Source organism: Bradyrhizobium sp. SEMIA (assembly GCF_014844175.1).
GTDB lineage: Bacteria > Pseudomonadota > Alphaproteobacteria > Rhizobiales > Xanthobacteraceae > Bradyrhizobium > Bradyrhizobium arachidis.
In genome coordinates this window covers 2,040,905-2,063,869 of the sequence record NZ_CP046601.1, presented here as the reverse complement: position 1 = coordinate 2,063,869, position 22,965 = coordinate 2,040,905, and the positions used below count along the sequence as shown (strand labels likewise).

The window sequence follows — 22,965 nt, the reverse complement described above, 5'->3', positions numbered from 1 at the left end:
TTACCGGTGCTCTATAAACCTAAGCCCGTTTTGGTGCTAAAGCGGATGCAACAGGTTCATTTGGTTCGCGTCACAACCGACAGCGGCGAACGCCAGCTCTGGCTAGCAGCGACGGAGCGCGGCGCCGCTGTGGATCGAGTGCTCGACGCGATTCCCGAAGGCTGGGCAGCAAGCCTAGTTGAACGGGAGTTGGATACGGACCTGACAGCTTCATTGAACATGCAGCCCGGCGAAGTCCGACGACATGTGGTGTCCTAAGCAGGGGTTGCATTTGGTTGATCGCAACGATCCGGTTTGCGAGATCGTAGCCCGCAAGGTTATTGAATGGAACCGATCCTACTCACAAAGCGCAAGAGATCGCCGCCCTAGCGATCAAGCAGCTTGGTCCGTAAGCTGGGGGCACAGTATCTATTCAGAGTTGTGTGCTGAGCGAACAAGGATTTCGTATGCCCGCTCTGCCTGCTCCCTGGTCAAATTGGCTGCCAAGTCGGTCCCGACTAGCGCCGGGCCCCGGCGCTCTCGATCGTAGACCATCCAACCGTCGCCTCCGATCCGAATGAGAAATCGGCTCGGGGACTGCGCAATTTTGCTCACCATAGCGCCCACTTCCTGCGGACCGACGAGTAGGCCGCGCCCATTCCTGGCCTGCATTTGCTCGCGCCCATTCCTGGCCTGCATTTGCTTATGTGAATCAGCTCGGGAAAAATAGGCAGCGGAATTGTGCGAAAGCGAAGAGAGCAGCCGTTCGGCCCGTGAGTAGGCGCACCTTTTTTGGTGCAACCGACACTAAGCGCCTCCAGCGACCCCGGCCTACACCCCACGGCATACCGGACGCCGGCTGCAAATTCGGGCCGTTCGCTGTGACGACGAAGGCCGCAGCGATCTCAATCGCTGCGGCCTCGCATGGTCAAAATGAACCGGGAGAAAACGATCTAGGTGGACTATGGAGCCAGCCCCAGCTTGCTGAATCTTCCCCGTGCCCTAGTTCCTAGTTCCCGCGGCATCAAATGTGAATCCATCTCGCGCCACCCCCTACATCGATTGCATATCGCTAGAGCGCCCGAGCCCTGTGCACGTTGAGCCTTGGGCCGGCACGACCCCATCGGCTTTGGCCTACTGCGTAGTATCGGCCCCAACTCAGCCCCCAAGTTGGGCCGCTTTTTGCGAGACGCAAGCGTGGTGCCTCAGCTCCATCGACCTTCCAGCTTCACCAATAGACCTCCTTCGCCTGTCGCCAGCACCGTAAGTTGCGCTCTCGTGGATCTCGAGCCGGCCGTGCCCGACGACCCTAAGGCATTCGGCATATGGCCTGACCTAAGCACGATCATCAAAGTGGAAGCATCGATTGGGCTAAGAGAGCTGGCTGGGTAGTCCGGCCAACCCTTCCGTCCGCATGGAGGTGCTTGTATGTCCTTTGACGCGATGGCCGCCGCCGTCGACTGGCTGGATGCCTGTCGTGCGGGTGATATCGAAGCATTACTCGAAATGTATGCCGAGGATGCGGTGGTCAGCTGCGGGTGTGACGAACTGACCATCAGTGGCAGAGACGGCCTCCGAGCCTACTGGGCTGCTCGTCTGAGGGAGCGCCCCGCTACCGAGCTGGACGATCTTCAGCCCTCGCACGGTGGGACATTGATCTCGTATATCAGCGGGAAAACTGTAGTGAAGGCGTTGTTGTCGTTTGACGCTGCCGGAAAGATCAAGACCTTGAGCTGCGGTCCGCTCCAACAGGACTGCGCGAGCTCGTGCTAAGCAGAGTCTGTGGCTGCGCGACCATTAGCATGGGAGTGGCTTCATGGGGATCGAACGCATGCACACGCCCAAGTATTGGCGCAATCGGGCGGAGAAGTTTTGGGTGAAGGCCGACAATGCATTGCACCAGCAAACAAAGGAAATTCTGAGCCGCGCGGCCGAGATCTATGAAGACCTCGCCCGCCGCGCCGAGCAAATTCGCACCGCCAAAGACCTCGCAGTTAAGCTGGCGGCCCCTGCAGTTGAGCCATCCCGCTTTTCCTCAGGCGAGAGATCGAGCGCGGGACGGCCTGGTGGTCGGCCTGACCTGCACGATCATCACCGTGACCGTCTCGCTCCTCGCCAGCGCTTTGAGCCGGATCGTGCTCTCGGGATTGGACCCAGCGGGAAAGGTCGCATTGAACCTATCAAGGTTAACCCGCGATCCAGCTTCGCTCGAGTCCGACTTCGATAATACGCTGGGAAGCTCTCCTGAGGGTGGTACCCGCGCCATGGTCACGACCGAACTCATTGGGCTCGTCGCCGTCTCCTTCCTCCCGTTCCTTGTGTCGATCGGAGCAGTGCTCGTGGGCGGGGGGCCCCGCAAATGGCCTTTCCTGTCTTACGCATTTTCCTTTGCAGCCTGCTTAGTGGCTGGCAAGGGCTTTGGCCTTTTGCCTTGGTTCATTTGTTGGATGATCGCGTGGGTTTTTGCCGTTATTGCCCTGCAAGCGCGCGTGAACAGTTCGATCCCAACCTCACCTGACAATGCGCAGGACCAGGATGCTGAAGCACGTGAAGGGAAGAGCGTTTCAACTGAAGAGCGGCAGCGAGCTTCAGTGCCGTCGCCGCATTCGCAGTGATGGCACGTCGCGCGCCGGGGGCGTGTAGCGTCGGGCGGTATTGCAGTTTCTTAAATCAAAGCGGCCCCAATCGGGGGCCGCCAACCCGCGCGGACGCGGGTTTTCCTCCAGTTGGGGGGGTAACCTCGGCTGGAGGCGCTAAACCGACGCGTCGCTCAGTCTTTTGTTCCTCGGTGTGCCAAGTTTTCCCGCTTAGGCAGAGTAAGGCCGCCGCCTCTCTGCGGCCGGTCCTCGCCGAGCTCGTCAACCTGTCGCTCCGAGAGCAGGCCGCTGAGCTGAACTGCCGCGGCGTCCCGACTCCGGCTGGCGGCCAGTGGCATGCGGTCACGGTCAACCGGGTTAGGTCGCGACTAGCGTCGACGACGTTCCGTTGATCGAACCTCGTTCATCAGGATCATTGCGAGAAGGAATTGGACTGCTAGTCTCCCGCTCCGACTAACGCCGCAAAGTGAAGATTCTCCTTGCCAACCAGGAGCCGTTCACACATGGCCCATCTGCGAAGTGGCGACGCCCCTCGTTGAGGTCAGCTTAGCAGCGGATAGCGGACGAGATTTGCTTACGCGCTGAGTTTCTTCGCCTTAGGCCACTAGGGTTTTCAAGGTATGCCACTAGATCGCGGCTGGTTGCCAGCCTTCGGGGGGAGCGTAGAGGGGTGGTCGCGCCGCTATGAGCTCGCCGCCTTTGATAATCGTAGGTCCGTCAAAAAGGCAGTTCTCAAGGGTCTCGCGTCGGATAACGCGGGTGTCGTCGCTGTTGGTGATGATTTCCTTGCTGTGACTACGACCGGGCGGTGCGACCGAAATAAATTGTTTTTCGGGCAACCGATCCATCACCATCTTCGCTGTAGCAACTTGGTCAGAATCCGCCGTAACAACGTAAGCGACGTCGTACACGTTCAAATGACCGTCGCTAATCACACTGATCGCGAGGTTTACATCACCCTCTTTTTCAGTGGGGTGGAAATAGTCGTGTCCTTGATGGCAGCGGCGCGGCTCCTCTGTGAAGTGGCCTACCAGTACAGCAACGCCAACAGATTCTTGAGCTTTCTTATAAGCGCGCCATCGCAACATCTTTTGGGTGTTTTTTGTATTGACCGCGGTGCACCAAACCACACGTTCAAGCCGTTCACCTTTGCGGATTATCCGTTCCGATAAAGCGCGTAGGTTTACCCACTTCAAATGAGGGGCGCCTAGGTCAGCGATGGCATGGTAAAGGTTGAAGCCGTCGATATATACGGCTGCTCTTAAAACAGTTCCGGCGGCACTAGGGCCGCCGGGGGCCACCGGTAAACCAGTGGCGTCGATAGGCATACACATAGCGCAAATACCCCCGAAATCAAGGGTATTGGAACCTGAAAAGCTAGAATATTTCAACCCTATGGCGAACCTGAAGTAGCTTTTACCACCCTGAATTACCGGAAATCTCCGGGGTCTCCGTGGCCACGCAGGGCCAGCGAGCGCGGCGTCCACAAGCTGGCATTGGTCCAGGCCTTGTCAGCTAAGCCCAGCGCCTTCGCGGAGTCGTGCGCACGGCTTCATGGGGAGGGCAGAGGTTCAATGCGCGACAGCGCGATCGCTGCAAAGTAGTTATCCAACTTCTGCTAAAGCCGGTGGTTAACCGGGTGAACCGGCGCTATCCGCCGCCGCAGGTTCGGTATTCAATGTAGCTGGCTGAATCGACTGCTCGGGACCGCCGGGTACTACGTCGCAGGATTGCCCCAATCAGATTCGGCTCAATACGCGCTGCACTTGGACTGCAGACCATTTTCTATTCCGCGGCGTCAGAATCCCCGCCTCGTTCAACCCTTCAGCGATCGCCCTGAGCGACGTTTTGCCCGCCGCCCGTAGCTCGCTAATGATAGGCTCCAAGTCTGAAGCCCTTGCGTTGGCCCGCTCCTGGAGCGTCCTGGCAGCCATTTCCCGCGCCTTTTTAGTCGGAACGACGCCCCGATCACCGCCGAGCTTGGTCCCTCGCCTTTTAGCAGCAGCCAGCGCGTCTATTGTGCGCTTGCTAATCATGCGGCGCTCTTCTTCGGCGACCATCGCCATGATACCCACAGTCAGCCGATTAGCGTTCGGCATATCGGCCGCGACGAAGTCGACCCCCGCTTTTTCCAAGCCCAGCAGGAAGTGGGCGTCGCGGGATAGCCGGTCCAGTTTCGCGATGACCAGCTTGGCTCCATAGATGCGGCAAGCCTTGATAGCCTCGTCAAGCTTTGGGCGATCGGTGCGCTTGCCGCTCTCGACCTCGACGAACTCCTTCACCAGCGACCAATTGCCGCCATTAAGATATTCAGCCACGCCGTTACGCTGAGCCTCGATGCCCAAGCCAGATTTTCCCTGCCGATCGGTCGAAACGCGGAGATAGCTGATCCATTTTCCGTCTGCCATGCCGTCCTCACAAACCAGTCAACCTTCGTTGATTGATTTGTAACAGGCTATAAGTCGGTTTGCAAGCCTATCGGGTCGCGAAACGCCCCGGCGGCGCTCGGCTAAAGCAGCGTTGAAACTCAGCTAAACTATCGCAGCCTACAGATCCAGCGCAGCCCCGTTCACTCTGAGCCAATGCTTCCGCTCGCGGTATCGCGGCAGCACCTTGTCCACCTCATTCCAAAATGCATCTGAATGATCGCGGTGGCGCAGGTGGCAGAGTTCGTGCACCACGATGTAGTCAATGACAGTCTGCGGAGCCATCAGCGTCTTCCAGTGGAAGTTCAACGCGCCGCCCGCGCCGCATGATGCCCAATGGTAGCCTAATTCTTTGACGGCGACCTCACCGGGCTCCACGCCCACCAACGGTGCAAGGCTTTGAATCCTCTGCGCGAAAATCTGGGTGCCTCTCATGATGTAAAAGTCCCGAAACGCCTTGCGCACGGCAGGCTCGCCTTCTCTTGCGACAAAGGCCTCCGACAATTCCCAACGTCCGTTCTTGAGGCTCAGTGGAACGTCAGCATCGGCGACGAACTTCAATCGATAGGATCGGCCAAGATAGGCGAAGCCCTGACCTTGAACCAGTGGCCGGTGCCTGCGGCTGGAATTCAGCTCTTCCCATTCCGCAAGTGAACGATGTACCCACAGCGCCCGGTCTGCGACTGCTTCGCGAACCTTTTCGTCGTCGATCCCGGCGGGCGCGCGAACGATCACGTCGCCCGAACGCTCGATCACGATGTCCGCTGTTTTCCGGTCGCTACGGATCAGCGTGAACTCAATATCCTGGGCGCACATCTTCATGACCGAAGCAACTCCGCGTGACGCTTCTCGGCAAGCCTGGTCAATTCCACGGCGATACGTTGGTGCTGATCCTGAACAAAGCCGATGCCAGAGACCATCAGCTCAGTATCGATAGTTGCTCTGAGGCGACGCACCTGATCTGGCTTACGCCAGAAATCGACGATCGAAATGGATTCACGGATGACGCCAACCAGGCGAGAAGAGAGCGCATCCAGCAGGGCGGCATCCTCGACCGAAAGCGTGGCCCCGTCACCAATCAAGTCGCGGAGGTTATCACGAAAGACGAGCACTTCGGGAGGGTGCTCGGCCATCGTCTTACCGCGCCCCGCCCTGATCTCCGATCGCAGTTCTTCGTAGTGTTCGGCCAACGCCTTCCAGTCATCGCCATGTTTTGCGATGATCGTGTCGAGCTTCTCGCTCATCCGCTTGAAGAAGGCCGGGTCTTCGTCAAAATGGATGGTGCAGTGCTTGCGGATGGCGTGCTCCATCTCGCTTGCCTTCGCTCGGGAACTTCCCTGCGCGTGCCCCGTTACCTGCTCGACAAAATCCTGGTTCAGCAATTCGACCGGGGGAATTTTGGGATCGACCCCCAGTTCCACGAGGTGCTTGTTGATCAGCGCGGCGACCTTTTCGCCAACTCCTGCAAAATCAATGGAGTCGTCCTTGTACCGCTCCTTAGTCATGCGCATCAGATAGCCCAGCCGCCTCGCCGGCCCGCGATATCGATGCGCCGCGGCGCCTGGCAGAATGAGGTCGAGGCTCGTCAGGAACTTCTTGAGATAGACCTCGAAGTCTGCTCGCGCCTTGATGGGTTCAAGTGCGTCCACGGCCTTGTGGACAACACGAACTTCCTCGGTTGGATTGCCAAGTGCGCCGGTGAGAAACGGCTCGATATCGCGCACACCCAGTCCCTGGAAATGCTGCAGCAGCCGACGATAGCGTTCTTCCAGAATCGGCAGTTCCGAGGTCAGATTCTTCAACCCGGCCTGAAGGTCGGCGAGGTCCTCGCTGGCGTAGATTTTCAGCGCGTCAGTGAGGTGGTTGGCGAGGCCGATATAGTCGACGATGAACCCCCGCTGTTTGCCTTGCGTCACGCGGTTCACGCGGGCGATAGCCTGGAGCAGGTTGTGCTCTTTCAGTCGCTTGTCGATGTACATGACCTGCTCGATCGGGGCGTCGAAGCCCGTCAAAAGCATGTCACACACGACGAGGAAGGCAATGCCGGTGTTGGCCTTGTCATAATCATCGAGATTGAACGGCTTGCAAAAGTTCTCGACCGCGTTCCATTCCCGCGCTTCTTTGCGGGCAGCGGTGATTTCTGCAGCTTCGTTGGTCGCGTCCGACGACACCACGACCGCCACCTTGAGGAAGGCAATCCGACTGATCAGATCAATATCGGGTTCTTGCTTTGCACGTTCCGCCTCTAGCCGTTCCTGCAAGGCCTTCCGCAAGGCGCGCTGGTATCGCACTGCGGCCAGCTTAGAATGGCAGACGACCTGCGCCTTGAACCCGTTGGGCAGGATGTTGTCGATGTAGTGGCCGACCAGATCGCGCGCGATGGCGCCGATGCGGTCTTCCGCTTCGAGAATGTCGCCAGTGGCTCCATACTTCTTCTTGATGGCGAGTAGGTCTTCGGCCGAGCGGTCGGCGAAGAGATCCTCGAATGCCGAGTCGAACTCAGCCTTGTCGCGCAGGGCGGTGTTGGCAGTTCGCCCTTCGTAGAGGATTTGAAGGGTAGCCCCGTCCTCCACCGAATCCATAAGCTTGTAGGTGTCGATATATTCGCCGAACCGCTTCACGGTTTGCTTGCCACCATGCCGTTCGGTGATCAACGGGGTTCCGGTGAAGGCAACGCGGGCGGCATTGGGAAACGCCTCGAACAAATTGTCTCCCATGTCGGACCCTTGCGTGCGGTGCGCCTCGTCCACCATGATGAGGATGCGCGGGGACTCGTTGACGACGCCGAAAGTCTCGGCGCTGGGCGGCGGGGCATAGCGCCCCAGCTTTTCGCGCAAATCGTCGGGAAAGTCGTCCTTCGCCTCGACGAATTTGTGGACCATCACCATGTTCACGTCGGAGGCGGGAGACGCGAGCACGTCGCGCACCGCGGTGCGGCTGTCGACTAGGTTGATCTTCCCCCCGATCAGCTTAGCAGTATCGGATAGCTGGTCTTCCAGATCGGTGCGGTCGACCACCATAAGAATCTTGATGTCGTTGAGATCGCGGCTGGCGCGCAGCATCCGGCCGACGAAGACCATGGTAAGCGACTTACCCGAGCCCTGCGTGTGCCAGACGACCCCGCTGCGCGCCATCGGCGTCTTGCCGGCGCGCAGACGCTCGACGATGCGGCGGGCGGCGCGGTGCTGCTGATAGCGGGCGAGCACCTTGACCCGCTTGCCGTTGGGCAGGTCCATGAACACTGAGCAGGTGCGCAGCATGTCGAGCAGGCAATGCGGGTTGAGCAGGCCCTGCGCCAGTTCCTCCTGAGCGCGGACCTCACCCAGTGGCGGGATGATCGCACCATAAGTCTCCGGCCAGATGTTGCGCCAACCGTAGAAATGTTCAGGGGCCGAACTGATCGTGCCGAACTCCGCCGCCTCGCCGCAGGTGCGGATCACGGCGAGGTTGGGGTAGAACAACTTCGGCTCGCCCTCACGCAACCCGGCGCGTCCGGTTTCCGGACGGGCGTCGCGATAGCGCTGCAATTGCACGAAGGCCTCGTGCATCGGGTTCGCGGTGTTGGCGTCGCCAATCTTGGCCTCGATCACCACCAGCGGCAGGCCGTTCACGAACATCACGACGTCGGGGATGATGAAGCCTTTCACGCACCCCGGCGTATCGACGCGGAACTGGTTGATGACGTGGAAGCTGTTGCGCTCTGGATTGGCAAAATCGATCAGGCGGACGGTCGGGTCCTTCTCGCCGGTCAGCTCGTTGCGGTCCACCTGCGCCTTGAGCAACAGCGCCTGTACCGACTCGTTGGCATCGAGCAGGCTCTTACCCGGCTGGCGGAAGATATCATCGATCAGTCCTGCCAATTGCCGTTCGGTCAACCATTCGCGGCCATCGGGCAGCGGATTAAGCGCGCGGACGCTGTCGCGGAACACCTGTGGGAGGATCAGATCGCGAAAGCTTGACCGCAGCGAAGTCACTGGGTCCTGCGGAATCATCTGGCAGCCCTGGTCAATTACCCTCCATCCGAGCCCAGCAAGCTGAGTCAGCAACGGCTTTTCGACATGGGCGTATTCACTCATGCGGCGACAGCTCCAAGCAGAGGCGTGACGGAAACCTTGCCAGTAAGCAGGTCTTGCATCATGCCCTCCTTTTGGAGACGCAGTTTGGCGATTTCACCCTTCATTGCTTCGATCGCAGCCATCGCCTCATTAAGGATTGCAGTAATACGATTTTGCTCTGCGACCATGGGACCGGGAAAGCGGAGGGAGGTTATTTGCTGGGTATTGATCCCCTCACGAGTGCCTCGTCCCTTCGACCGCTCAATCTGGTGAGTGATCAGCCAGCTGTTGAACATCGATTCAACGAATCGCGGGTTGCATTTCGTTGGGTCAAGCGAAACTCGAATGATGTGATAATTAATCAGAGCACCGTCGACTTCCTGGCTCGCTAGTGCATTGCGCCCCGTTGTAGCGCCTTGCCGGGCGAACAACAGATCGTTTGGCGTGATTCGATATTTCGCGAGCTGTAGCGCCTTGCCTTCCGATACAAACAGCAAATCGTCTAACCTTAGATGACGATCCTGGACATTACCAATCCGCAGCAACGGAACGCCGTCATCGACAAAATCAGCAGATCCTAGGTCCGCCCCAAATGGGCCTGTCAGGATAGCCTGCCGGGATTCCGTGCAATAACGCAGGATGCTGCTAGTATCCCACTCCTTCGGCAGCCAGCCTAGTTGGGTCTGGTGGTAGAATTGCGGGGCTTCTTGGTGGGGCGGACGGAGCTGACCGTGTTCGTCGACGCCGCGCGTGAACAGGTCCTGCATCAGCCCTGTGCGCACTTGTTCCTGCTTAGCAATCAAGGCCTCTGTCGCCTCTATCTGAACGTCGAGCAATTGGAGAATGCCAGCGATCTTGGCCTGTAGGTTGATATCGCGCGGCAGACGCAGGGTTACGGCCTTGGCGAAATCCGAGTTCAAGCCGGGTTGAGCGGAACCTGTAATTCGTCTCGCAATCTGATTTTGTGCGCGGCCATCAAGTATTGAGTAAAATAGGTAACCAGCATCAATCTTATTTGGATCAGCTCTTACGATAAAGACGTGCTCGTTGATCCAGGCATCTGCAAACCGTCCATCATATTGAGCTACCTTGCCTGTCTGAGCGCCGTCCTTGTTGATGAGAGTGTCGCCCGATTTCACCTTCCCCTTTTTCAAAAGACGGGCGTAGGCAAGCAAAATTCTATTCACGTTTGAATACGACATCTTGCCATCGGCGTCGATGTTCTCGCCTCCGAGACTTGGTACACCTTCAGTTTCCGCGCTTACGCCACCTGCGGGGCGCTTCCCGGTTTCAAGCGGGCTGATCAGTTGCGCGAGCGGCTTCTCGATCCAGTCAGACATAGCCAAGCGCTTTCATAAAGCCGTTCAGCTCGGCCGCCGCCATGGCGCGTTTTCCCTCGATGTCTCGCACCGTCACCGCATACTTGTCGTACAGCTTCGCAACCGCAGCCGCCACTGTCCGCCGATCGGCATTGAGATAGGCGCGGTAAGTTTCGAACAGAGTGTTGCGGAAGCGGGCGAGAATCTGGCTCCGCGCGGCTTCAGGGGTTATCTTTTCACGGGCGGCGGCGACCAGTTCCTCCCGTTTCTTTTCAGCCGCGCGCAGCGAAGCCTTCAGAATCTTGGCTTCCTCCTCCAGCGCCTTGTGCCGAGCGAGCCTGTTTTCCGCATCGGCCAGCGCGTCAACAATTGCCCGCCCCTGTTGGGCCAGTGCCCGGACCGGCGCGGCAAATTGCGAGGTGCTGCCCACCCTGTCTGCCTCCGCCGCCAGCCGGTGCGCGGCTTCAAAATCAGGGTCGCCCAGCTTGCCCAGTTTCGCAGCCGCCTTGGGTAACCCCACTTCGGCAACCAGGTCAGACGCAGCCCCTTGCGCCGCCCTGACCAGTGCCTTCAGCTCCGCACCTTGCGTCTTGAGCAAATCCTTCAGCCGCTTGACCTCGGCTGAGGCGAGAACGCCGCTGTCATCCTCGTCCTCATAGCCTTCGTCATCGGCAGCGGCAAAAAGCGCCTGCACCTCGTCTATTCGGGCTCGCTTCGTCGCCAGCTCCTCGATCAGCTCCGGAAATTCGCTTTGCAGGATTTCGTCGTCGGGGATCAGCTCCGCTCCCCAGCCGCTTGCCGCGACCGACTTCAGGTCGGTCTTCAGGCTATCGACATAGCGTGCCATGGCCCCGCGAATCTGGAAGGGATTGAGCAACAACTGGTCGGCAAACGCTGCGTCGATGTCCGTCACTAACGCCCGGCGGAGTGCATAGACATTCCCGCCGCGTCCTCCTGCCGCCGCATCCGCCGGTGCAAGCTGGGCGATGGCCGGCTCGTTCGCCTGCCACCACTGCATCAGCCGGCTCATGAACCCCTGATGTGTAGCCGATACGCTGGGATGGACCTTAATCAGCTCAGCGATGTCGCTCTTTGCGGCGAGCGCGGCAGCAAAATCGCAATAGGCCGCATCGCTTGCGCGCAGCGAGAAGCACGTTTCGCGCAGACCCTCATAGTTGAGCCAGAAGCGTTCCAGCGCATCAACTTCCGCCACGGGCACGCCACCATGAATATGCGCGCGTACATCCTGCGACTCTGGCGGCGGCGCATTGTCGACATAGCGGCGGATGTTGCAGTTGAACTCTTCGGCTTCGATCTCCGAAATGGGCACAACACGGGCATAGCCCGGCACATCCTTCCGCCGCCGATACACATCGACGATCTTCGACATGTCCTCGGGGCGTAGGAAGTTTTGCGCTTTGCCTTCGCGATATTCCCGGTCTGCATTGATGAAAAGCACGTCCTTTCGGATCTCAGCATGCTCCTTGTTCATTACGAGGATACAGGCTGGGATGCCGGTACCGTAGAACAGGCTGGGCGGCAGGCCGATGACCGCATCGAGCCATCCCTGCTTGATGAAATGTTCCCTCGCGTCCTTCTCCTCGCCGCCGCGAAACAGCACACCGTGCGGCATCACCGTTGCCATGCGGCCCTCGCTTTTGAGCACCGCCAGCATGTGCTGGACGAACATCAGGTCTGCCTTCTTGCCCTTCTCCGGCATCCATTTCACAAACCGGCCTGCGAACTCCATATCGTTAGCGCTGTAGTTTTGGCTGAACGGCGGATTGGCGAGCACCCGATCGAAGCGCATTAATTCGCCGTCGGCGGCCCGGTGCTGGGGCTTGGTCAGTGTGTTCTCCTGCCGGATGTCCGCCGACTGGATGTCGTGCAGGATCATGTTCATTCGGCAGATCGACCAGGTCGTCCCCTGCGATTCCTGCCCGGCGAGCGAGAGGTTATTGGGATCGCCGCCGTTGTCGCGGACGTAATCGCGTGACTGGATCAGCATGCCGCCCGAGCCGACCGTCGGATCATAAATGCTCATGCCCGGCTGCGGGTCGACGATCTCGACCATCGTGCGGACAACATCTGCGGGGGTGTAGAACTCACCCGCTTTCTTGCCGGCCGAGTCAGCAAAGTATTTGATCAGGTATTCGTAGGCGGCGCCAAGCAGGTCGGGAAACTCGAAGTTCTCGTCGCGCAGAGGGATGCTCTCGAACACCTGGATGAAATCGACCAGCGTGTCGTCGCTAAGCGTGCGTTGTCCGATCTTGCGGTTGAAATTGATGTGTTCAAGCACATCCTCAAGCTGATCCTTGTTATTCCGCTCAAGCTCACCGAGTGCGGAATTGAGCGCGTTACCAACGTCCTCCTTTAGGTGGCGGATTCTCTCCCAGCGCGATAATAGCGGTACATAGAAGGTGTACTGGTCTCGACTTTCCAACAGGGCTTCGAGCCGTTCGCCATCAAGGCCCCGAGCGCGCAAACTGGCCGTGAGCTTCTCGCGCTGCTGATCGAACAGGTCGCTGCATCGTTTCAGAAATAGAACGCCGAAGATGTACTCCTTGTACTCCGAGGCATCCATGTTGCCGCGGAGCTCGTCGCACGCCTTGAAGAGCAGACTTGTTAGCTGAGAAAGAGTTAGCTTGGTCATTTGAAACCGATCGCGCCCTGTGTCGATGACAATCCGTCCTTCAAAAGGAACTGATTATCTTTTGCCCCGTAATTTCACCGCTTATCCCCGATCAACTGCTGCTCGTCCGCCGGCAAGCCAGCAAATCGAAATCTGTTGTCTAACTTGATTCTATCCATTGAATTCAAACGATATTTTTGGCCATCAACTTTGCTAGCAGTGATACACAGCCATAGTCCAGCACATCCTCAAAGTGATCGTACTGGGCTTCGTACCGTTTGTAAGTGGCCCAACGCATCCATTTCGGTTTCGGTGGGAAATCCCATTCATCTGGATCTAGACTCGCTATCAGTCGTGACTTGATTCGGACCTTTCCAGCGTGAGCGCGGTTCGTCGCATCGTTGAATTGGGATTGGTAGGCGACTTGTCGGCCCCAGGTTTGCCGACTGCAAAATCGCGTCGCGCCCGCCGGCCTCCACAGGACAGACGCGAGCCGGTTCATGACAGGGCACACAAAATACCATTGTCGGCCGCCGAAATGGCGAGGACGCGAAACAAGAATGATCCGCTGGTCTAAGCTGCCAAGCTGGATGCGAAGCCAGCCTTCGGCTTGGCCGCTCATCTCGGCGCTAATCACGCCAGTGGCAATTTCACCCCAATACGAGTGCGTCCAAGTAATGCCCCGAACGCCGATGTTCGCGCCTGGCTTGATGAATTGCTTGCGAACAAGACGGTTCAGGTCCAGCTTCAGGCCGTCCTGCAAACAAACTCGTACTCTCGATCGCGGCATTTTGGCGCCGCCTATTCGATTATTTGCCGGGTCGTATCCTTCATTGCGGCAAGCAACGTCGAAATTCCGCGCCGGCGTTCAATCGCGTCTGCGCTGTACCGGCCGTGCTTGAAGGCGTTTCTGTTGCCCTTGGGAGCGCCTGGAGACCGCCCGCCATGCATCCGGCACCTTCCATTACTCATCGCGGGTGATTGGCAAGGCTTGCCCGCTCGCGTCCGCGCTCCGCATCTCTTCGCGCGGTGCATATCCAAGTGCATGGGGTTGATCCTCCGTTTTCGCCTCGCCCCTGCCCCCCAAGGGCTCGACCATTCCGACCACTGCCTGCCCGCCCGCATGAACGTGGACGTGCTCAACCGTGACTTTTTGCTGGCCTTTGCCGCGATGGCGGTTCAAGGCTTCGAGCAACGCCGCATAGGTGCGCGACAGCTTGCCGGCCTGGGCGAGGTTCTCGTGTCGTCCCTCGAAGGTCTGTTCGCCGATCATGGCGCGCCGGTAGCATTCCATCGCAGCGTTGTGGGCGGCTATTAGCTGCGCCGCCATCATGCCTTCCAGTTCGTCCTTCGGCCCGATCCCGGCAAGCGCGGCAAGGGTGGCGCTCAATTGCTTGTCGCGGTCTTCCTGGCTGGAGTTCTTCACCCAGAGCGACTGGAGTGCTTGATTGGCAAGAATCTTGTTCCAGTGATCCGATTGCGATCCGCCGAGATCTTTCAGCCGCCCTTTTCGGTCCTCGGGATCGTTGGCGACCCGTGTTTTCGGTGCGTTCATTCACGTCCTCTCGAAAGGCTCGCTGCTTGCAAGTAAGTTAATCAATCCGGTCGTCCCTCATTCAGATCCCACCACAGCGCACACAGCGCAGAACAGCGTATTTCCCTATAGAAGCTCCATAGCCACCAACCCTCTATTGGAAAGTGGGCTGTGGTGCGCAGTGCGCTGTGGTCAGTCCGCCTTGATCCACCACCTCTTGCCTTGCCAGTCGGGCTTGCCATCGTTGTCCCGCTTCCAGCAGAGGTGCTCCATGATGCCGGTGATCCGGCGCTGGTCCGCCGTGCCGATCCTGGCGGCCTCCATGAACAGGGCCTCCTTGGCAACTTGACCGACGGTTACCTTGTGCTGGGTCGCGAGGTAGTTCTCGATGGGGTCCTGCCAGGCGTCGGCTTCGAAGCGCGCCTCCTGCTCCGGCCTGATATGCTGCCGTTCGAAATTGCGATCTGGCCACCATGGCTCGCCCTCTTTGTAGAGGTGAACCGCCTCCGCGAAGAGTTGTTCGCGATCTTCAGCTAACCCTGCGGTATCAATCTGCCCAACTTTTACGGGCCAAAACCGACGTCCTCCAGTTTCGTCACGGAGATACGCGTCCTTGTTGGTGGTGCCGATGAATACGCACTGCCGAGGCTCTGTGACCTCGAAGCGGCCGTAGCTAGGCCGGTAACGCTCGACCTGCCGCGTAATGAACGCCTTGAGCTGCGCGCTTTCGGCGCGCTTCAAGGCGTGCATCTCCCCGATCTCGATCAGCCACTTGCCACGAAGATGTTGAGAGACGTCCTTGCCTTCGCCGATCTCGGGAAGATTGTCAGAGTAATAGTCGCCACCCAGTATGGCGCAGGCCGAGGACTTCATGGCGCCCTGGGTACCCTCAAGGACTACCATGTAGTCCACCTTGGCTCCGGGTTCGCAGATCCGGGCGACCAGGGAAATCAGGAACATCTTCCCGATCGCCTGGGTGTAGGGATTGAGCGCGGCTCCAAGCTTAGTCGTCATCCATACGTTGACGCGCTTCTGGCCGTCCCAGATAAGGCTCTGAAGCCAATCGCGGATGGGATGGAAGCTGCGCTCGCGCGCCCAGGCATTGACCGCATCGCGTACCGTATCGCGGGCGATCCTGCGGATGCCTGCCTTCTGAAGATACTCCGTCACTATTGTGACGTCCTCGTCCACCACGGGCCTAGAATTGAATGGCGCGAACGGCTGGCCGATCTCGTGCAGCAGCATGACGCAACGCTGCATCTCGTCATAAGCGAAGGCGTCGCTGATGTTCGGATCTCGCCGGAGGGCGACCAGCGCATTGGTGACGATCGGGAGCGGTTTGCCATTCTCGCTGATACATTGAGCCAGCCACGTATCTTTGACCGGGAATTGAGCAATGACATTCATCGCGGGCCTCCCGCGAAGGCGAGGCTGGCGATGGTGCAGGCAGTGGTGTAGCCAAAACAGTAGATCCGACTCAGCATGGCCGCTTGAAGAGCGATCAGCGACGTGTCAGATTCTTCGTTGCTCGTAACTGAACTCTGCGATCCCGCCCTGTGCCCTTGCTCCCCAGCTGGCACGGGGCTTTTCGTTTCAGGGGGTGCCAGCATTCAGCGCCTCCCTAGCGAACGGTCCAAGAACGCAGTTCGGGACTATTTCGGGAGTTTTTGCGCCGAACTGTGCAAACCGGCGCCTATTTGTTCTCATTCGGCGGCGGATTGGTGCCAGAGCCGAAAACAAAAACCCTTGCAGATCAAAGGGCTTGATGGTCGGAGCGAGAGGATTTGAACCTCCGACCCCTAGTCTCCCAGACTAGTGCGCTAACCGGGCTGCGCCACGCTCCGAATGCCGTTCCATTAGCTAGGATCGCCGCGTTGCGCAAGGCGAGGTCACACCATTTTGGTGTCGCGATCTGATTGGCCCCGAGCCCAGCTTCCCGGAACTGCCCGCAAAGCCGGCGAAAAGCGCCTCAGCCGTCCTTCAGCGCCTGATCCAGCATCTCCCGGCAGGCGACGAGGTCGGCGAGCGCACGCCCGAGTCGCTCCCGGTCGACGGCGCTGGGGCCCGCCGGCGCGGCAGCGCCGCCCTTGCGGAAGGTGGTGAGGATTTCCTCGTCATCGACCTCCGTGAAGCGGAAGTCGATGCCCTCCTCCTCATCCCCCTGGTAATCGTCATCGTCAGCGTCAGTGATGCCCGTGATGGGAGCCTCGTCGTCCGGCTCCATCAGGCTCTGGCCGATGGCGTCCTCGATGGCCCCGAACGAGACCGCAGCCGCACCGTCTGCGAGGCCCTGCACCGACTTGACGCCATGCTCCTTCAGGATCCGCTGCACGCCGCGGATGGTGTAACCCTCGCCGTAGAGCAGACGGCGGATGCCCTTGAGCAGATCGACGTCGTCGGGGCGGTAGTAGCGGCGGCCGCCGCTGCGCTTCATCGGCTTGATCTGGGAGAATCGGGTCTCCCAGAACCGCAGCACGTGCTGCGGAATGTCGAGTTCCTGCGCTACTTCGCTGATGGTTCGGAACGCATCCGGCGCCTTGTCCAAATGCCAAATCCTTATCCGGAGGGCGGTTACGCCTCGGGTTGAACCTTGCTGCCATCGCCGTTGGTACGGTGCTGGGCGTTGATCCGTTGCTTCAAGATCGCCGACGGCTTGAACACCATCACCCGGCGCGGCGAGATCGGCACTTCGGTGCCGGTCTTCGGGTTACGGCCGATGCGCTGACCTTTCTTGCGCACCATGAAGGAACCGAACGAGGACAGCTTCACCGTCTCGCCCTTTTCCAGGCAGTCGGTGATCTCCTTCAGCACGAGTTCCACGAAGGCGGACGATTCCGTACGCGACAGGCCCACCTTCTGGTAGACGGCTTCGCAGAGATCGACACGCGTTACGGTTTTACTTTGATCGGTCATCGCCCTGCCCCACATCACGGCGAACAATTGTTGTCTGAAATTATGAGGTTACGGCACGGCGGTCAACAGGGCTCATCAATGCAGACGCATCGATAATCGGCGCTGATTCCGGCAAAATTTTATCGACTGTCGCTACCAGCGCACCAGCGCGGAGCCCCAGGTGAAGCCGCCGCCCATCGCTTCCAGCAGCACCAGGTCGCCGCGCTTGATGCGGCCGTCCTTGCGCGCCACCGACAGTGCCAGCGGGATCGAGGCCGCCGAGGTGTTGCCGTGACGGTCCACCGTCAGCACCACCTTCTGCGGTGCGATATGAAGTTTGTGCGCGGAGGCATCGATGATTCGCTTGTTGGCCTGGTGCGGCACGAACCAGTCGATGCTGTCGGCATTGAGCCCGGTCGCCTCAAAGGCATCGACGATCACGTCCGTGATCATGCCGACCGCATGCTTGAAGACCTCGCGGCCCTCCATGCGCAGATGGCCGACGGTCTGGGTCGAGGACGGTCCGCCGTCGACGAACAGTTTTGCCTTGTGGCGGCCATCGGAGCGCAGATGCGTGGTCACAACGCCGCGGTCGGTCGCGGCCTTGCCCGGCTGCTCCTGCGCTTCCAGCACTACCGCGCCGGCGCCGTCGCCGAACAGCACGCAGGTGCCGCGGTCGTTCCAGTCGAGGATGCGCGAGAAGGTCTCCGCACCGATCACCAGCGCACGCTTGAAGGCGCCGGTGCGCAGGAAATTGTCGGCGGTGGCGAGTGCGAACACGAAGCCCGAGCACACCGCTTGGAGATCGAACGCGGCGCCATGGTTGATGCCGAGCCCGTGCTGCACAGCGACAGCGGTTGCCGGGAATGTATTGTCGGGCGTCGAGGTCGCCAGCACGATCAGCTCGATCGATTGCGCGTCGATGCCGGCATCGGTGAGCGCGGCCTGCGCCGCCTTGATCGCCAAATGCGAGGTGAACTCGCCCTCGGCCGCGATGTGCCGCTCGCGAATGCCGGTGCGCTGCACGATCCACTCGTCGGACGTGTCGATACGCGCCGCCAATTGGGCGTTGGTCACCACCTGCTCCGGCAGGTAGGAGCCGCAGCCGAGCACGACCGAACGAATTTGAGTCACGAAACAGCCTCCTGCGCGGACTGCACGGAATTGAGTGCACCACCCTCGCGGTTGAGCATCTGATTGATCTTGTTCAGGAGATCGTAGTGAGCCATCTCATAGCCAACATCGATCGCATAGGCAAAGCCTTCGGCGTTGATTCCGCCATGGCTTTTGACCACCAGTCCGTTGAGCCCCAGCAACACCCCGCCGTTGGACTTGTTGGGGTCCATCTTGTTGCGCAGGGCCCGGAAGGCGCTGCGGGCAAAGAGATAGCCGAGCTTGGACAGCCAGCTCCGTTGCATCTCGTTGCGGAGTAATTCCGCCATCTGCCGTGCGGTTCCCTCGGCGGCCTTGAGCGCGATATTGCCGCTGTAGCCTTCGGTCACGATGACGTCGGCCAGCCCCTTGCCGATGCCGTCGCCCTCGATGAAGCCGATATAGTCGAGTTCCGGCAGGTTCCGCGCACGCAGGATTTCACCGGCCTCGCGGATCTCCTCGTGTCCCTTGATTTCCTCGGTCCCGATGTTGAGCAGGCCGACCGTCGGACGCGGCTTGTTGAATTGCACGCTCGCCATGGCCGCGCCCATCACCGCGAGCGCCACCAGATGTCGCGCGTCGCCGCCGATGGTGGCGCCCAGGTCGAGCACGACGGATTCGCCGCGCCTGGTCGGCCATATCGCGCTGATGGCCGGGCGGTCGATACCCGGCAGCGTGCGCAGGTGGAAGCGCGACATCGCCATCAGCGCGCCGGTATTGCCGGCGGAAACCGCGACATCCGCCTCGCCCTTCTTCACCGCGTCGATGGCAAGCCACATCGAGGAGGTCTTGCGGCCGCGCCGCAGTGCCTGGCTCGGCTTGTCGGAGCCGCTGACGGCAACGTCGGTGTGGATGATCTTCGAAGCGGCCTTGAGGGCGGGATGTTTCTCGAGCTCTGGCTCGATCCTGGCGCGGTCCCCGACCAGCAGGAATTCGGTGTTGCGATGCCTGCCAAGCGAGATGGCAGCGCCTGGAATGACCACGGCGGCGCCGGCGTCGCCCCCCATGGCGTCCAGCGCGATGCGAACCTTACTTAGCATGAAAGTCCTGGAAACCTGGTCTGGTGCGGTCTTGAACGAGCGGGGCCGCGAAATGGGTTCGCCGTTGATTTGGCGACCGGCCAAGCGCCCCGCCGCACCCGGACCGCGGCGCGACAATAGCGTTTTGTTATCCCGAAACAACCTCTTGCCCCCAGCCTTTTGCATTCAGGACGATCGGCTGGCGGGCGGTCAAATTCGAGATAAAGCACAATAAAATCAAATGGATGAAACTGCTCTTCAAACCATCCCGGCAAACGCCTCGCGCTCCCTCGCAAGGCGCTCACTTGGAAATGCCGGGCTATCGGCCTTTCTTCTCGTCCTGAAGCGCCTTCAGCGCCGCGAACGGATGATCCTCCGGATCGGGAGCGGTGACCTCCGCCTCGAATACGGCCCCCGGCTTGCGGGGATAGGGGTCGATCGCCAGGAACAGCGCATCGGTGGCGAGCCGGCCGAGATCGATGATGCCGCCGACGATGGCCTCCGGCGGGTCGGCGACCTCCGGAGGCTCCTCGTCGTCCTGGCCCTCCTCGATCAGGTCGGCGAGGCGCCGCGCCTCGGCTTCGGGCGCGAACATCAGGTCCACCTCCTCCTCGATCTCGTTCTCGATCGGATCGAGCGTCACCACGCAGGTCTGGCCGATTCTGGCGCGGACGTGGCCCGTGACCTGGTAGCGGCCGCCGCTTTTCGGCACGACGTCGAAGCTGGCCTTGGCGGACAGGATCTCGCGAAGGCCGGCGAGCTCTGCCATGGCCTGCCGCTCAGCGGCCGACGCCTCGAGCTCGCGATAGAGGCCGGTGTCTGGAATCTGCGCAACGATGACAGGGGCCCGCCAGGGATCGGGCTCGGTTCCGGTGTGCGGTCGGCTCATGGCGAAAGATCCTCGGAAAGCGCCGGGGGAAACTTGAAGGACGCGCGCAGCAGCGCGGCCTCGCTGGTCCGAGCAAGATCGGCCTCCGTAGCCCGGGCGTAAGCCGCGAGCCGCCGTGCCTGGTCCAGACCGGACCCATTCAAGATATTCTTGCAGATCGCCGCCGCCAGCGCCTCACCGCCGACTTCGATCGCCTGGTCGTAGGCCTGCACCCGGCCGTAAAACGCCTCGCCGAAGGCCCGCATTCGCTTCGGCACGGTCTGGTCGCCGACCCCCATCTCGCGCAGATTGTCGTCCATGTCCTCGCAGAAGCGGTCGAACAGCGCCTGCGACAGCTCGGTGGCGCCCTGGACTGTGCGCAGGCGGCGCAGCACCAGCCAGAGATGCAGCAGCAACAGGTCGAAACGCCCGTTAACCGTATCGGACACGCCCAAGTCGCGGTAAAATATGGGTTGTCGCGCCTGCGTCACGATCATGCCATAGATGGCTTCAATGGTGCCGGCCGGGGCTAGCCGGGGTTTCCTGAAGTGATTGAACGGCCAAAGCATTGTGGTTTCCGCAAGCGGGCGCGCGCGTGTTGCATTCAGAGCCTCCGCCCGGTACTTCAGCGCCTCGCGCGACGCAAGGGGACGGAATCAGTTCCACTATGACGATAACGAACCAGACCAGCCTGCGCGCAAGCCAGCCGCGCGGCCTTTTTGCACGCTGGCGCGGCTTGCGCATGGCCGCCGCCGTGGCCCTGGTCGGCGCGGCACTCGCGGGCTGCACCGGCGAACAATTCCAGAAGGGCTACATCCTTCCTCCCGGCGCGCTGGAGCAGATTCCGATCGGCGCGAGCCAGGACCAGGTGCTGATCGTGATGGGCACGCCCTCCACGGTCGCAACCCTCGACGGCGAAGTGTTCTACTACATCTCGCAGCGCTCGGAGCGCATGGTCGCCTTCATGAACCAGAAGGTGGTCGATCAACGCGTGATCGCGATCTATTTCGACAAGAACCGGCGCGTACGTCGCCTTGCAAATTACGGCCTGCAGGACGGCAAGATCTTCGACTTCATCAGCCGCACCACGGCGACGTCGGGCCAGGAGATGAGCTACCTCGCGCCGCTGTTCAAGCTGCTGAGCTTTAACTGATCTTTCAGCCTGCGGCGTCCTGCCGCTGTCCGCACGGCGCTTGCCGCCGCGCGCGACTTGCCGTTGCGCGCGGCCTTCCCTACGCTCCCTGCAAAACAAGAAGCAGGGAGTGGATTCGTGCCCAATCGTTTGTTGTCCCGCCGTCGCGTGCTGACCGCTGCTGCCGGCCTCTCGGCCGCGGCGATCCTGCCGCGCTCGAGCCTGGCGGACTGGAAGCCCACCGAGAACGTCCGCGTCGTCGTGCCGGCCGCGGCCGGCGGCTCGACCGACGTCATGGGCCGGCTCTTGGCCGCGCATCTGCAAACCGCCTGGGGCCAGTCGGCCGTTGTCGAAAACCGCTCCGGCGGCGGCGGCACGATCGGCACGGCCGAAGTGGTCCGCGCCAAGCCTGATGGACACACCATCCTGATCGGCAATCCCGGTCCGAACGCCATCGCCTACAGCATCTTCAAGAACCTCACCTACAAGCCGGACCAGCTCCAGCCGGTCTCCAACATGATCCGGATCCCGAACATCGTCTCGGCGCATCCGAAGACCGGCATCAAGTCGGTCGCCGAGCTGATCGCATATCTGAAGGCCAATCCGGACAAGCTCAGCTACGCCTCCTCCGGCGTCGGCCAGAGCCCGCATCTCACCGGCGCCTGGTTCCTCCAGCTCACCGGCCTGAAGATGACGCACATCCCGTTCCGCGGTGCCGGTCCCGCGCTCCAGGCCGCGCTCGCCGGCGACATCCAGATCCTGTTCGACAATCTCTATCCGAGCTTGCCGCAGGTGCAGAACGGCACCCTCACCGGTCTCTGCGTCACGACGCCGGAGCGCAGCGACCTCGCGAAGGACCTGCCGACCATGCGCGAGAGCGCGCCGGAGCTCGCCAATTTCGACGTGTCGTCCTGGTTCTCGGTGTTCCTGCCGAAGGGCGTCCCCGCCCCCGTGCTCGACGCGCTCAATCTCCAGGTCAAGGCGATGCTGGAGCGCGACGACATCAAGAAGCAAATCGCCGCCATGGGCGCCCGCGCCGACTACGGCACACCGCAGCAGTTCGCCAACTTCGTGGACGCCGAGACGAAGAAGTTCGCCGGCATCATCCAGAAGGAAGGGCTGCAGATGGACGTGCAGTGACGCGCGCTCAAGAGAGGTCGGCACAAGGATAGCGCCCAACACACCGCTGTCATTCCCCGCGAAGGCGGGGAATCCAGTACGCCGCGCCCTATCCATATGCCATTATGGCCTCTGGAATACTGGATCGCCCGCCTGCGCGGGCGATGACGGCGAGGTTGAGGCTGCGCAATGACGGGATGACAGATATCGGCCTCCCCAAACAAAAACCCCGCGGCTCGCG

21 protein-coding genes and 1 tRNA gene are annotated in these 22,965 nt (G+C 60.5%); 5 read left to right on the top strand and 17 right to left on the bottom strand.

From position 1 onward, the window contains the following. Nucleotides 1–45 precede the first annotated feature (45 nt). The 3 genes from FOM02_RS10000 to FOM02_RS09990 all read left to right on the top strand — a co-directional run bounded on the left by FOM02_RS10000 (nt 46) and on the right by FOM02_RS09990 (nt 2,594). The gene (locus FOM02_RS10000) at nt 46–258 is read left to right on the top strand and encodes a hypothetical protein (protein WP_265441738.1); all 213 of its coding nucleotides are present in this window, start codon (nt 46–48) and stop codon (nt 256–258) included. A 1,149-nt stretch (nt 259–1,407) separates the two neighbouring features. Beyond that, on the top strand, nt 1,408–1,752 hold the full coding sequence (locus FOM02_RS09995; RefSeq protein ID WP_265441737.1) for a YybH family protein: 345 nt from the start codon (nt 1,408–1,410) through the stop codon (nt 1,750–1,752). Between the two features lie 293 nt (nt 1,753–2,045). Then, complete coding sequence (locus FOM02_RS09990; RefSeq protein ID WP_265441736.1) at nt 2,046–2,594, top strand: hypothetical protein; 549 nt, start codon at nt 2,046–2,048, stop codon at nt 2,592–2,594. A gap of 608 nt (nt 2,595–3,202) precedes the next feature. Here FOM02_RS09990 and FOM02_RS09985 read toward each other — a convergent pair. The 17 genes from FOM02_RS09985 to FOM02_RS09910 all read right to left on the bottom strand — a co-directional run bounded on the left by FOM02_RS09985 (nt 3,203) and on the right by FOM02_RS09910 (nt 21,042). Continuing rightward, nucleotides 3,203–3,904 carry an NYN domain-containing protein gene (locus tag FOM02_RS09985; protein WP_265441735.1) on the bottom strand — a complete coding sequence of 234 codons (702 nt, stop codon included), beginning with the start codon at nt 3,902–3,904 and terminating at the stop codon, nt 3,203–3,205. Nucleotides 3,905–4,315: 411 nt separating this feature from the next. Continuing rightward, nucleotides 4,316–4,984 (bottom strand): recombinase family protein, encoded by a 669-nt coding sequence (locus tag FOM02_RS09980; protein ID WP_265441734.1) that lies wholly within the window; start codon nt 4,982–4,984, stop codon nt 4,316–4,318. 138 nt (nt 4,985–5,122) lie between these two features. After that, the gene (locus FOM02_RS09975) at nt 5,123–5,824 is read right to left on the bottom strand and encodes a M48 family metallopeptidase (protein ID WP_265441733.1); all 702 of its coding nucleotides are present in this window, start codon (nt 5,822–5,824) and stop codon (nt 5,123–5,125) included. Next, nucleotides 5,821–9,078, bottom strand: a complete 3,258-nt coding sequence (locus FOM02_RS09970; protein ID WP_265441732.1) for a type I restriction endonuclease subunit R — start codon at nt 9,076–9,078, stop codon at nt 5,821–5,823. Before FOM02_RS09970 ends, FOM02_RS09975 begins: the two co-directional genes overlap by 4 nt. Continuing rightward, nucleotides 9,075–10,397 carry a restriction endonuclease subunit S gene (locus FOM02_RS09965; RefSeq protein ID WP_265441731.1) on the bottom strand — a complete coding sequence of 441 codons (1,323 nt, stop codon included), beginning with the start codon at nt 10,395–10,397 and terminating at the stop codon, nt 9,075–9,077. The genes FOM02_RS09970 and FOM02_RS09965 overlap by 4 nt, the downstream gene beginning before the upstream one ends. Next, nucleotides 10,390–13,029, bottom strand: coding sequence for a type I restriction-modification system subunit M (locus tag FOM02_RS09960; protein ID WP_265441730.1), 2,640 nt, complete (start codon nt 13,027–13,029; stop codon nt 10,390–10,392). Before FOM02_RS09960 ends, FOM02_RS09965 begins: the two co-directional genes overlap by 8 nt. 163 nt (nt 13,030–13,192) lie before the next feature. Beyond that, entirely contained in the window at nt 13,193–13,771 is a 579-nt protein-coding gene (locus FOM02_RS09955) for a hypothetical protein (protein ID WP_265441729.1), read from the bottom strand. Nucleotides 13,772–13,809: 38 nt separating this feature from the next. Next, on the bottom strand, nt 13,810–14,043 hold the full coding sequence (locus tag FOM02_RS46785; RefSeq protein WP_322596985.1) for an HGGxSTG domain-containing protein: 234 nt from the start codon (nt 14,041–14,043) through the stop codon (nt 13,810–13,812). Beyond that, nucleotides 13,973–14,563, bottom strand: a complete 591-nt coding sequence (locus FOM02_RS09950) for a hypothetical protein (RefSeq protein WP_265441728.1) — start codon at nt 14,561–14,563, stop codon at nt 13,973–13,975. Before FOM02_RS09950 ends, FOM02_RS46785 begins: the two co-directional genes overlap by 71 nt. A gap of 171 nt (nt 14,564–14,734) precedes the next feature. Continuing rightward, on the bottom strand, nt 14,735–15,949 hold the full coding sequence (locus tag FOM02_RS09945) for a virulence-associated E family protein (RefSeq protein WP_265441727.1): 1,215 nt from the start codon (nt 15,947–15,949) through the stop codon (nt 14,735–14,737). A gap of 359 nt (nt 15,950–16,308) precedes the next feature. Next, nucleotides 16,309–16,386 (bottom strand) — tRNA-Pro (locus tag FOM02_RS09940). A 125-nt stretch (nt 16,387–16,511) separates the two neighbouring features. Beyond that, a complete protein-coding gene (locus FOM02_RS09935; protein ID WP_027559560.1) occupies nt 16,512–17,087 on the bottom strand; it encodes a MerR family transcriptional regulator in 576 nt (191 codons plus the stop codon). A gap of 26 nt (nt 17,088–17,113) precedes the next feature. Further along, the gene (locus FOM02_RS09930) at nt 17,114–17,455 is read right to left on the bottom strand and encodes an integration host factor subunit alpha (RefSeq protein ID WP_026311906.1); all 342 of its coding nucleotides are present in this window, start codon (nt 17,453–17,455) and stop codon (nt 17,114–17,116) included. Between the two features lie 132 nt (nt 17,456–17,587). Then, nucleotides 17,588–18,568: a beta-ketoacyl-ACP synthase III gene (locus FOM02_RS09925; protein ID WP_027559561.1), complete on the bottom strand. Its 981-nt coding sequence runs from the start codon at nt 18,566–18,568 to the stop codon at nt 17,588–17,590. Next, nucleotides 18,565–19,626 carry a phosphate acyltransferase PlsX gene (gene plsX, locus FOM02_RS09920; RefSeq protein ID WP_027559562.1) on the bottom strand — a complete coding sequence of 354 codons (1,062 nt, stop codon included), beginning with the start codon at nt 19,624–19,626 and terminating at the stop codon, nt 18,565–18,567. Before plsX ends, FOM02_RS09925 begins: the two co-directional genes overlap by 4 nt. A 298-nt stretch (nt 19,627–19,924) precedes the next feature. Next, on the bottom strand, nt 19,925–20,494 hold the full coding sequence (locus FOM02_RS09915; protein WP_027559563.1) for a YceD family protein: 570 nt from the start codon (nt 20,492–20,494) through the stop codon (nt 19,925–19,927). Then, nucleotides 20,491–21,042, bottom strand: a complete 552-nt coding sequence (locus tag FOM02_RS09910) for a ubiquinol-cytochrome C chaperone family protein (RefSeq protein ID WP_027559564.1) — start codon at nt 21,040–21,042, stop codon at nt 20,491–20,493. The genes FOM02_RS09915 and FOM02_RS09910 overlap by 4 nt, the downstream gene beginning before the upstream one ends. Before the next feature lie 98 nt (nt 21,043–21,140). Between FOM02_RS09910 and FOM02_RS09905 the strand changes: the two genes are divergently transcribed. Further along, nucleotides 21,141–21,626, top strand: coding sequence for an outer membrane protein assembly factor BamE (locus FOM02_RS09905; protein ID WP_027559565.1), 486 nt, complete (start codon nt 21,141–21,143; stop codon nt 21,624–21,626). 117 nt (nt 21,627–21,743) lie between these two features. Continuing rightward, complete coding sequence (locus FOM02_RS09900; protein WP_027559566.1) at nt 21,744–22,745, top strand: Bug family tripartite tricarboxylate transporter substrate binding protein; 1,002 nt, start codon at nt 21,744–21,746, stop codon at nt 22,743–22,745. Nucleotides 22,746–22,965: the final 220 nt, after the last annotated feature.

What these genes read in the sequence shown, in the direction of transcription:
- FOM02_RS09945 (WP_265441727.1), bottom strand. Translation starts at nt 15,949, where the DNA reads ATGAATGTCATTGCTCAATTCCCGGTCAAAGATACGTGGCTGGCTCAA.
- FOM02_RS09985 (WP_265441735.1), bottom strand. Translation starts at nt 3,904, where the DNA reads ATGCCTATCGACGCCACTGGTTTACCGGTGGCCCCCGGCGGCCCTAGT.
- FOM02_RS09930 (WP_026311906.1), bottom strand. Translation starts at nt 17,455, where the DNA reads ATGACCGATCAAAGTAAAACCGTAACGCGTGTCGATCTCTGCGAAGCC.
- plsX (WP_027559562.1), bottom strand. Translation starts at nt 19,626, where the DNA reads ATGCTAAGTAAGGTTCGCATCGCGCTGGACGCCATGGGGGGCGACGCC.
- FOM02_RS09960 (WP_265441730.1), bottom strand. Translation starts at nt 13,029, where the DNA reads ATGACCAAGCTAACTCTTTCTCAGCTAACAAGTCTGCTCTTCAAGGCG.
- FOM02_RS09980 (WP_265441734.1), bottom strand. Translation starts at nt 4,984, where the DNA reads ATGGCAGACGGAAAATGGATCAGCTATCTCCGCGTTTCGACCGATCGG.
- FOM02_RS09995 (WP_265441737.1), top strand. Translation starts at nt 1,408, where the DNA reads ATGTCCTTTGACGCGATGGCCGCCGCCGTCGACTGGCTGGATGCCTGT.
- FOM02_RS09975 (WP_265441733.1), bottom strand. Translation starts at nt 5,824, where the DNA reads ATGAAGATGTGCGCCCAGGATATTGAGTTCACGCTGATCCGTAGCGAC.
- FOM02_RS09965 (WP_265441731.1), bottom strand. Translation starts at nt 10,397, where the DNA reads ATGTCTGACTGGATCGAGAAGCCGCTCGCGCAACTGATCAGCCCGCTT.
- FOM02_RS46785 (WP_322596985.1), bottom strand. Translation starts at nt 14,043, where the DNA reads ATGCACCGCGCGAAGAGATGCGGAGCGCGGACGCGAGCGGGCAAGCCT.
- FOM02_RS09970 (WP_265441732.1), bottom strand. Translation starts at nt 9,078, where the DNA reads ATGAGTGAATACGCCCATGTCGAAAAGCCGTTGCTGACTCAGCTTGCT.
- FOM02_RS09905 (WP_027559565.1), top strand. Translation starts at nt 21,141, where the DNA reads ATGACGATAACGAACCAGACCAGCCTGCGCGCAAGCCAGCCGCGCGGC.
- FOM02_RS10000 (WP_265441738.1), top strand. Translation starts at nt 46, where the DNA reads ATGCAACAGGTTCATTTGGTTCGCGTCACAACCGACAGCGGCGAACGC.
- FOM02_RS09915 (WP_027559563.1), bottom strand. Translation starts at nt 20,494, where the DNA reads ATGAGCCGACCGCACACCGGAACCGAGCCCGATCCCTGGCGGGCCCCT.
- FOM02_RS09910 (WP_027559564.1), bottom strand. Translation starts at nt 21,042, where the DNA reads ATGCTTTGGCCGTTCAATCACTTCAGGAAACCCCGGCTAGCCCCGGCC.
- FOM02_RS09950 (WP_265441728.1), bottom strand. Translation starts at nt 14,563, where the DNA reads ATGAACGCACCGAAAACACGGGTCGCCAACGATCCCGAGGACCGAAAA.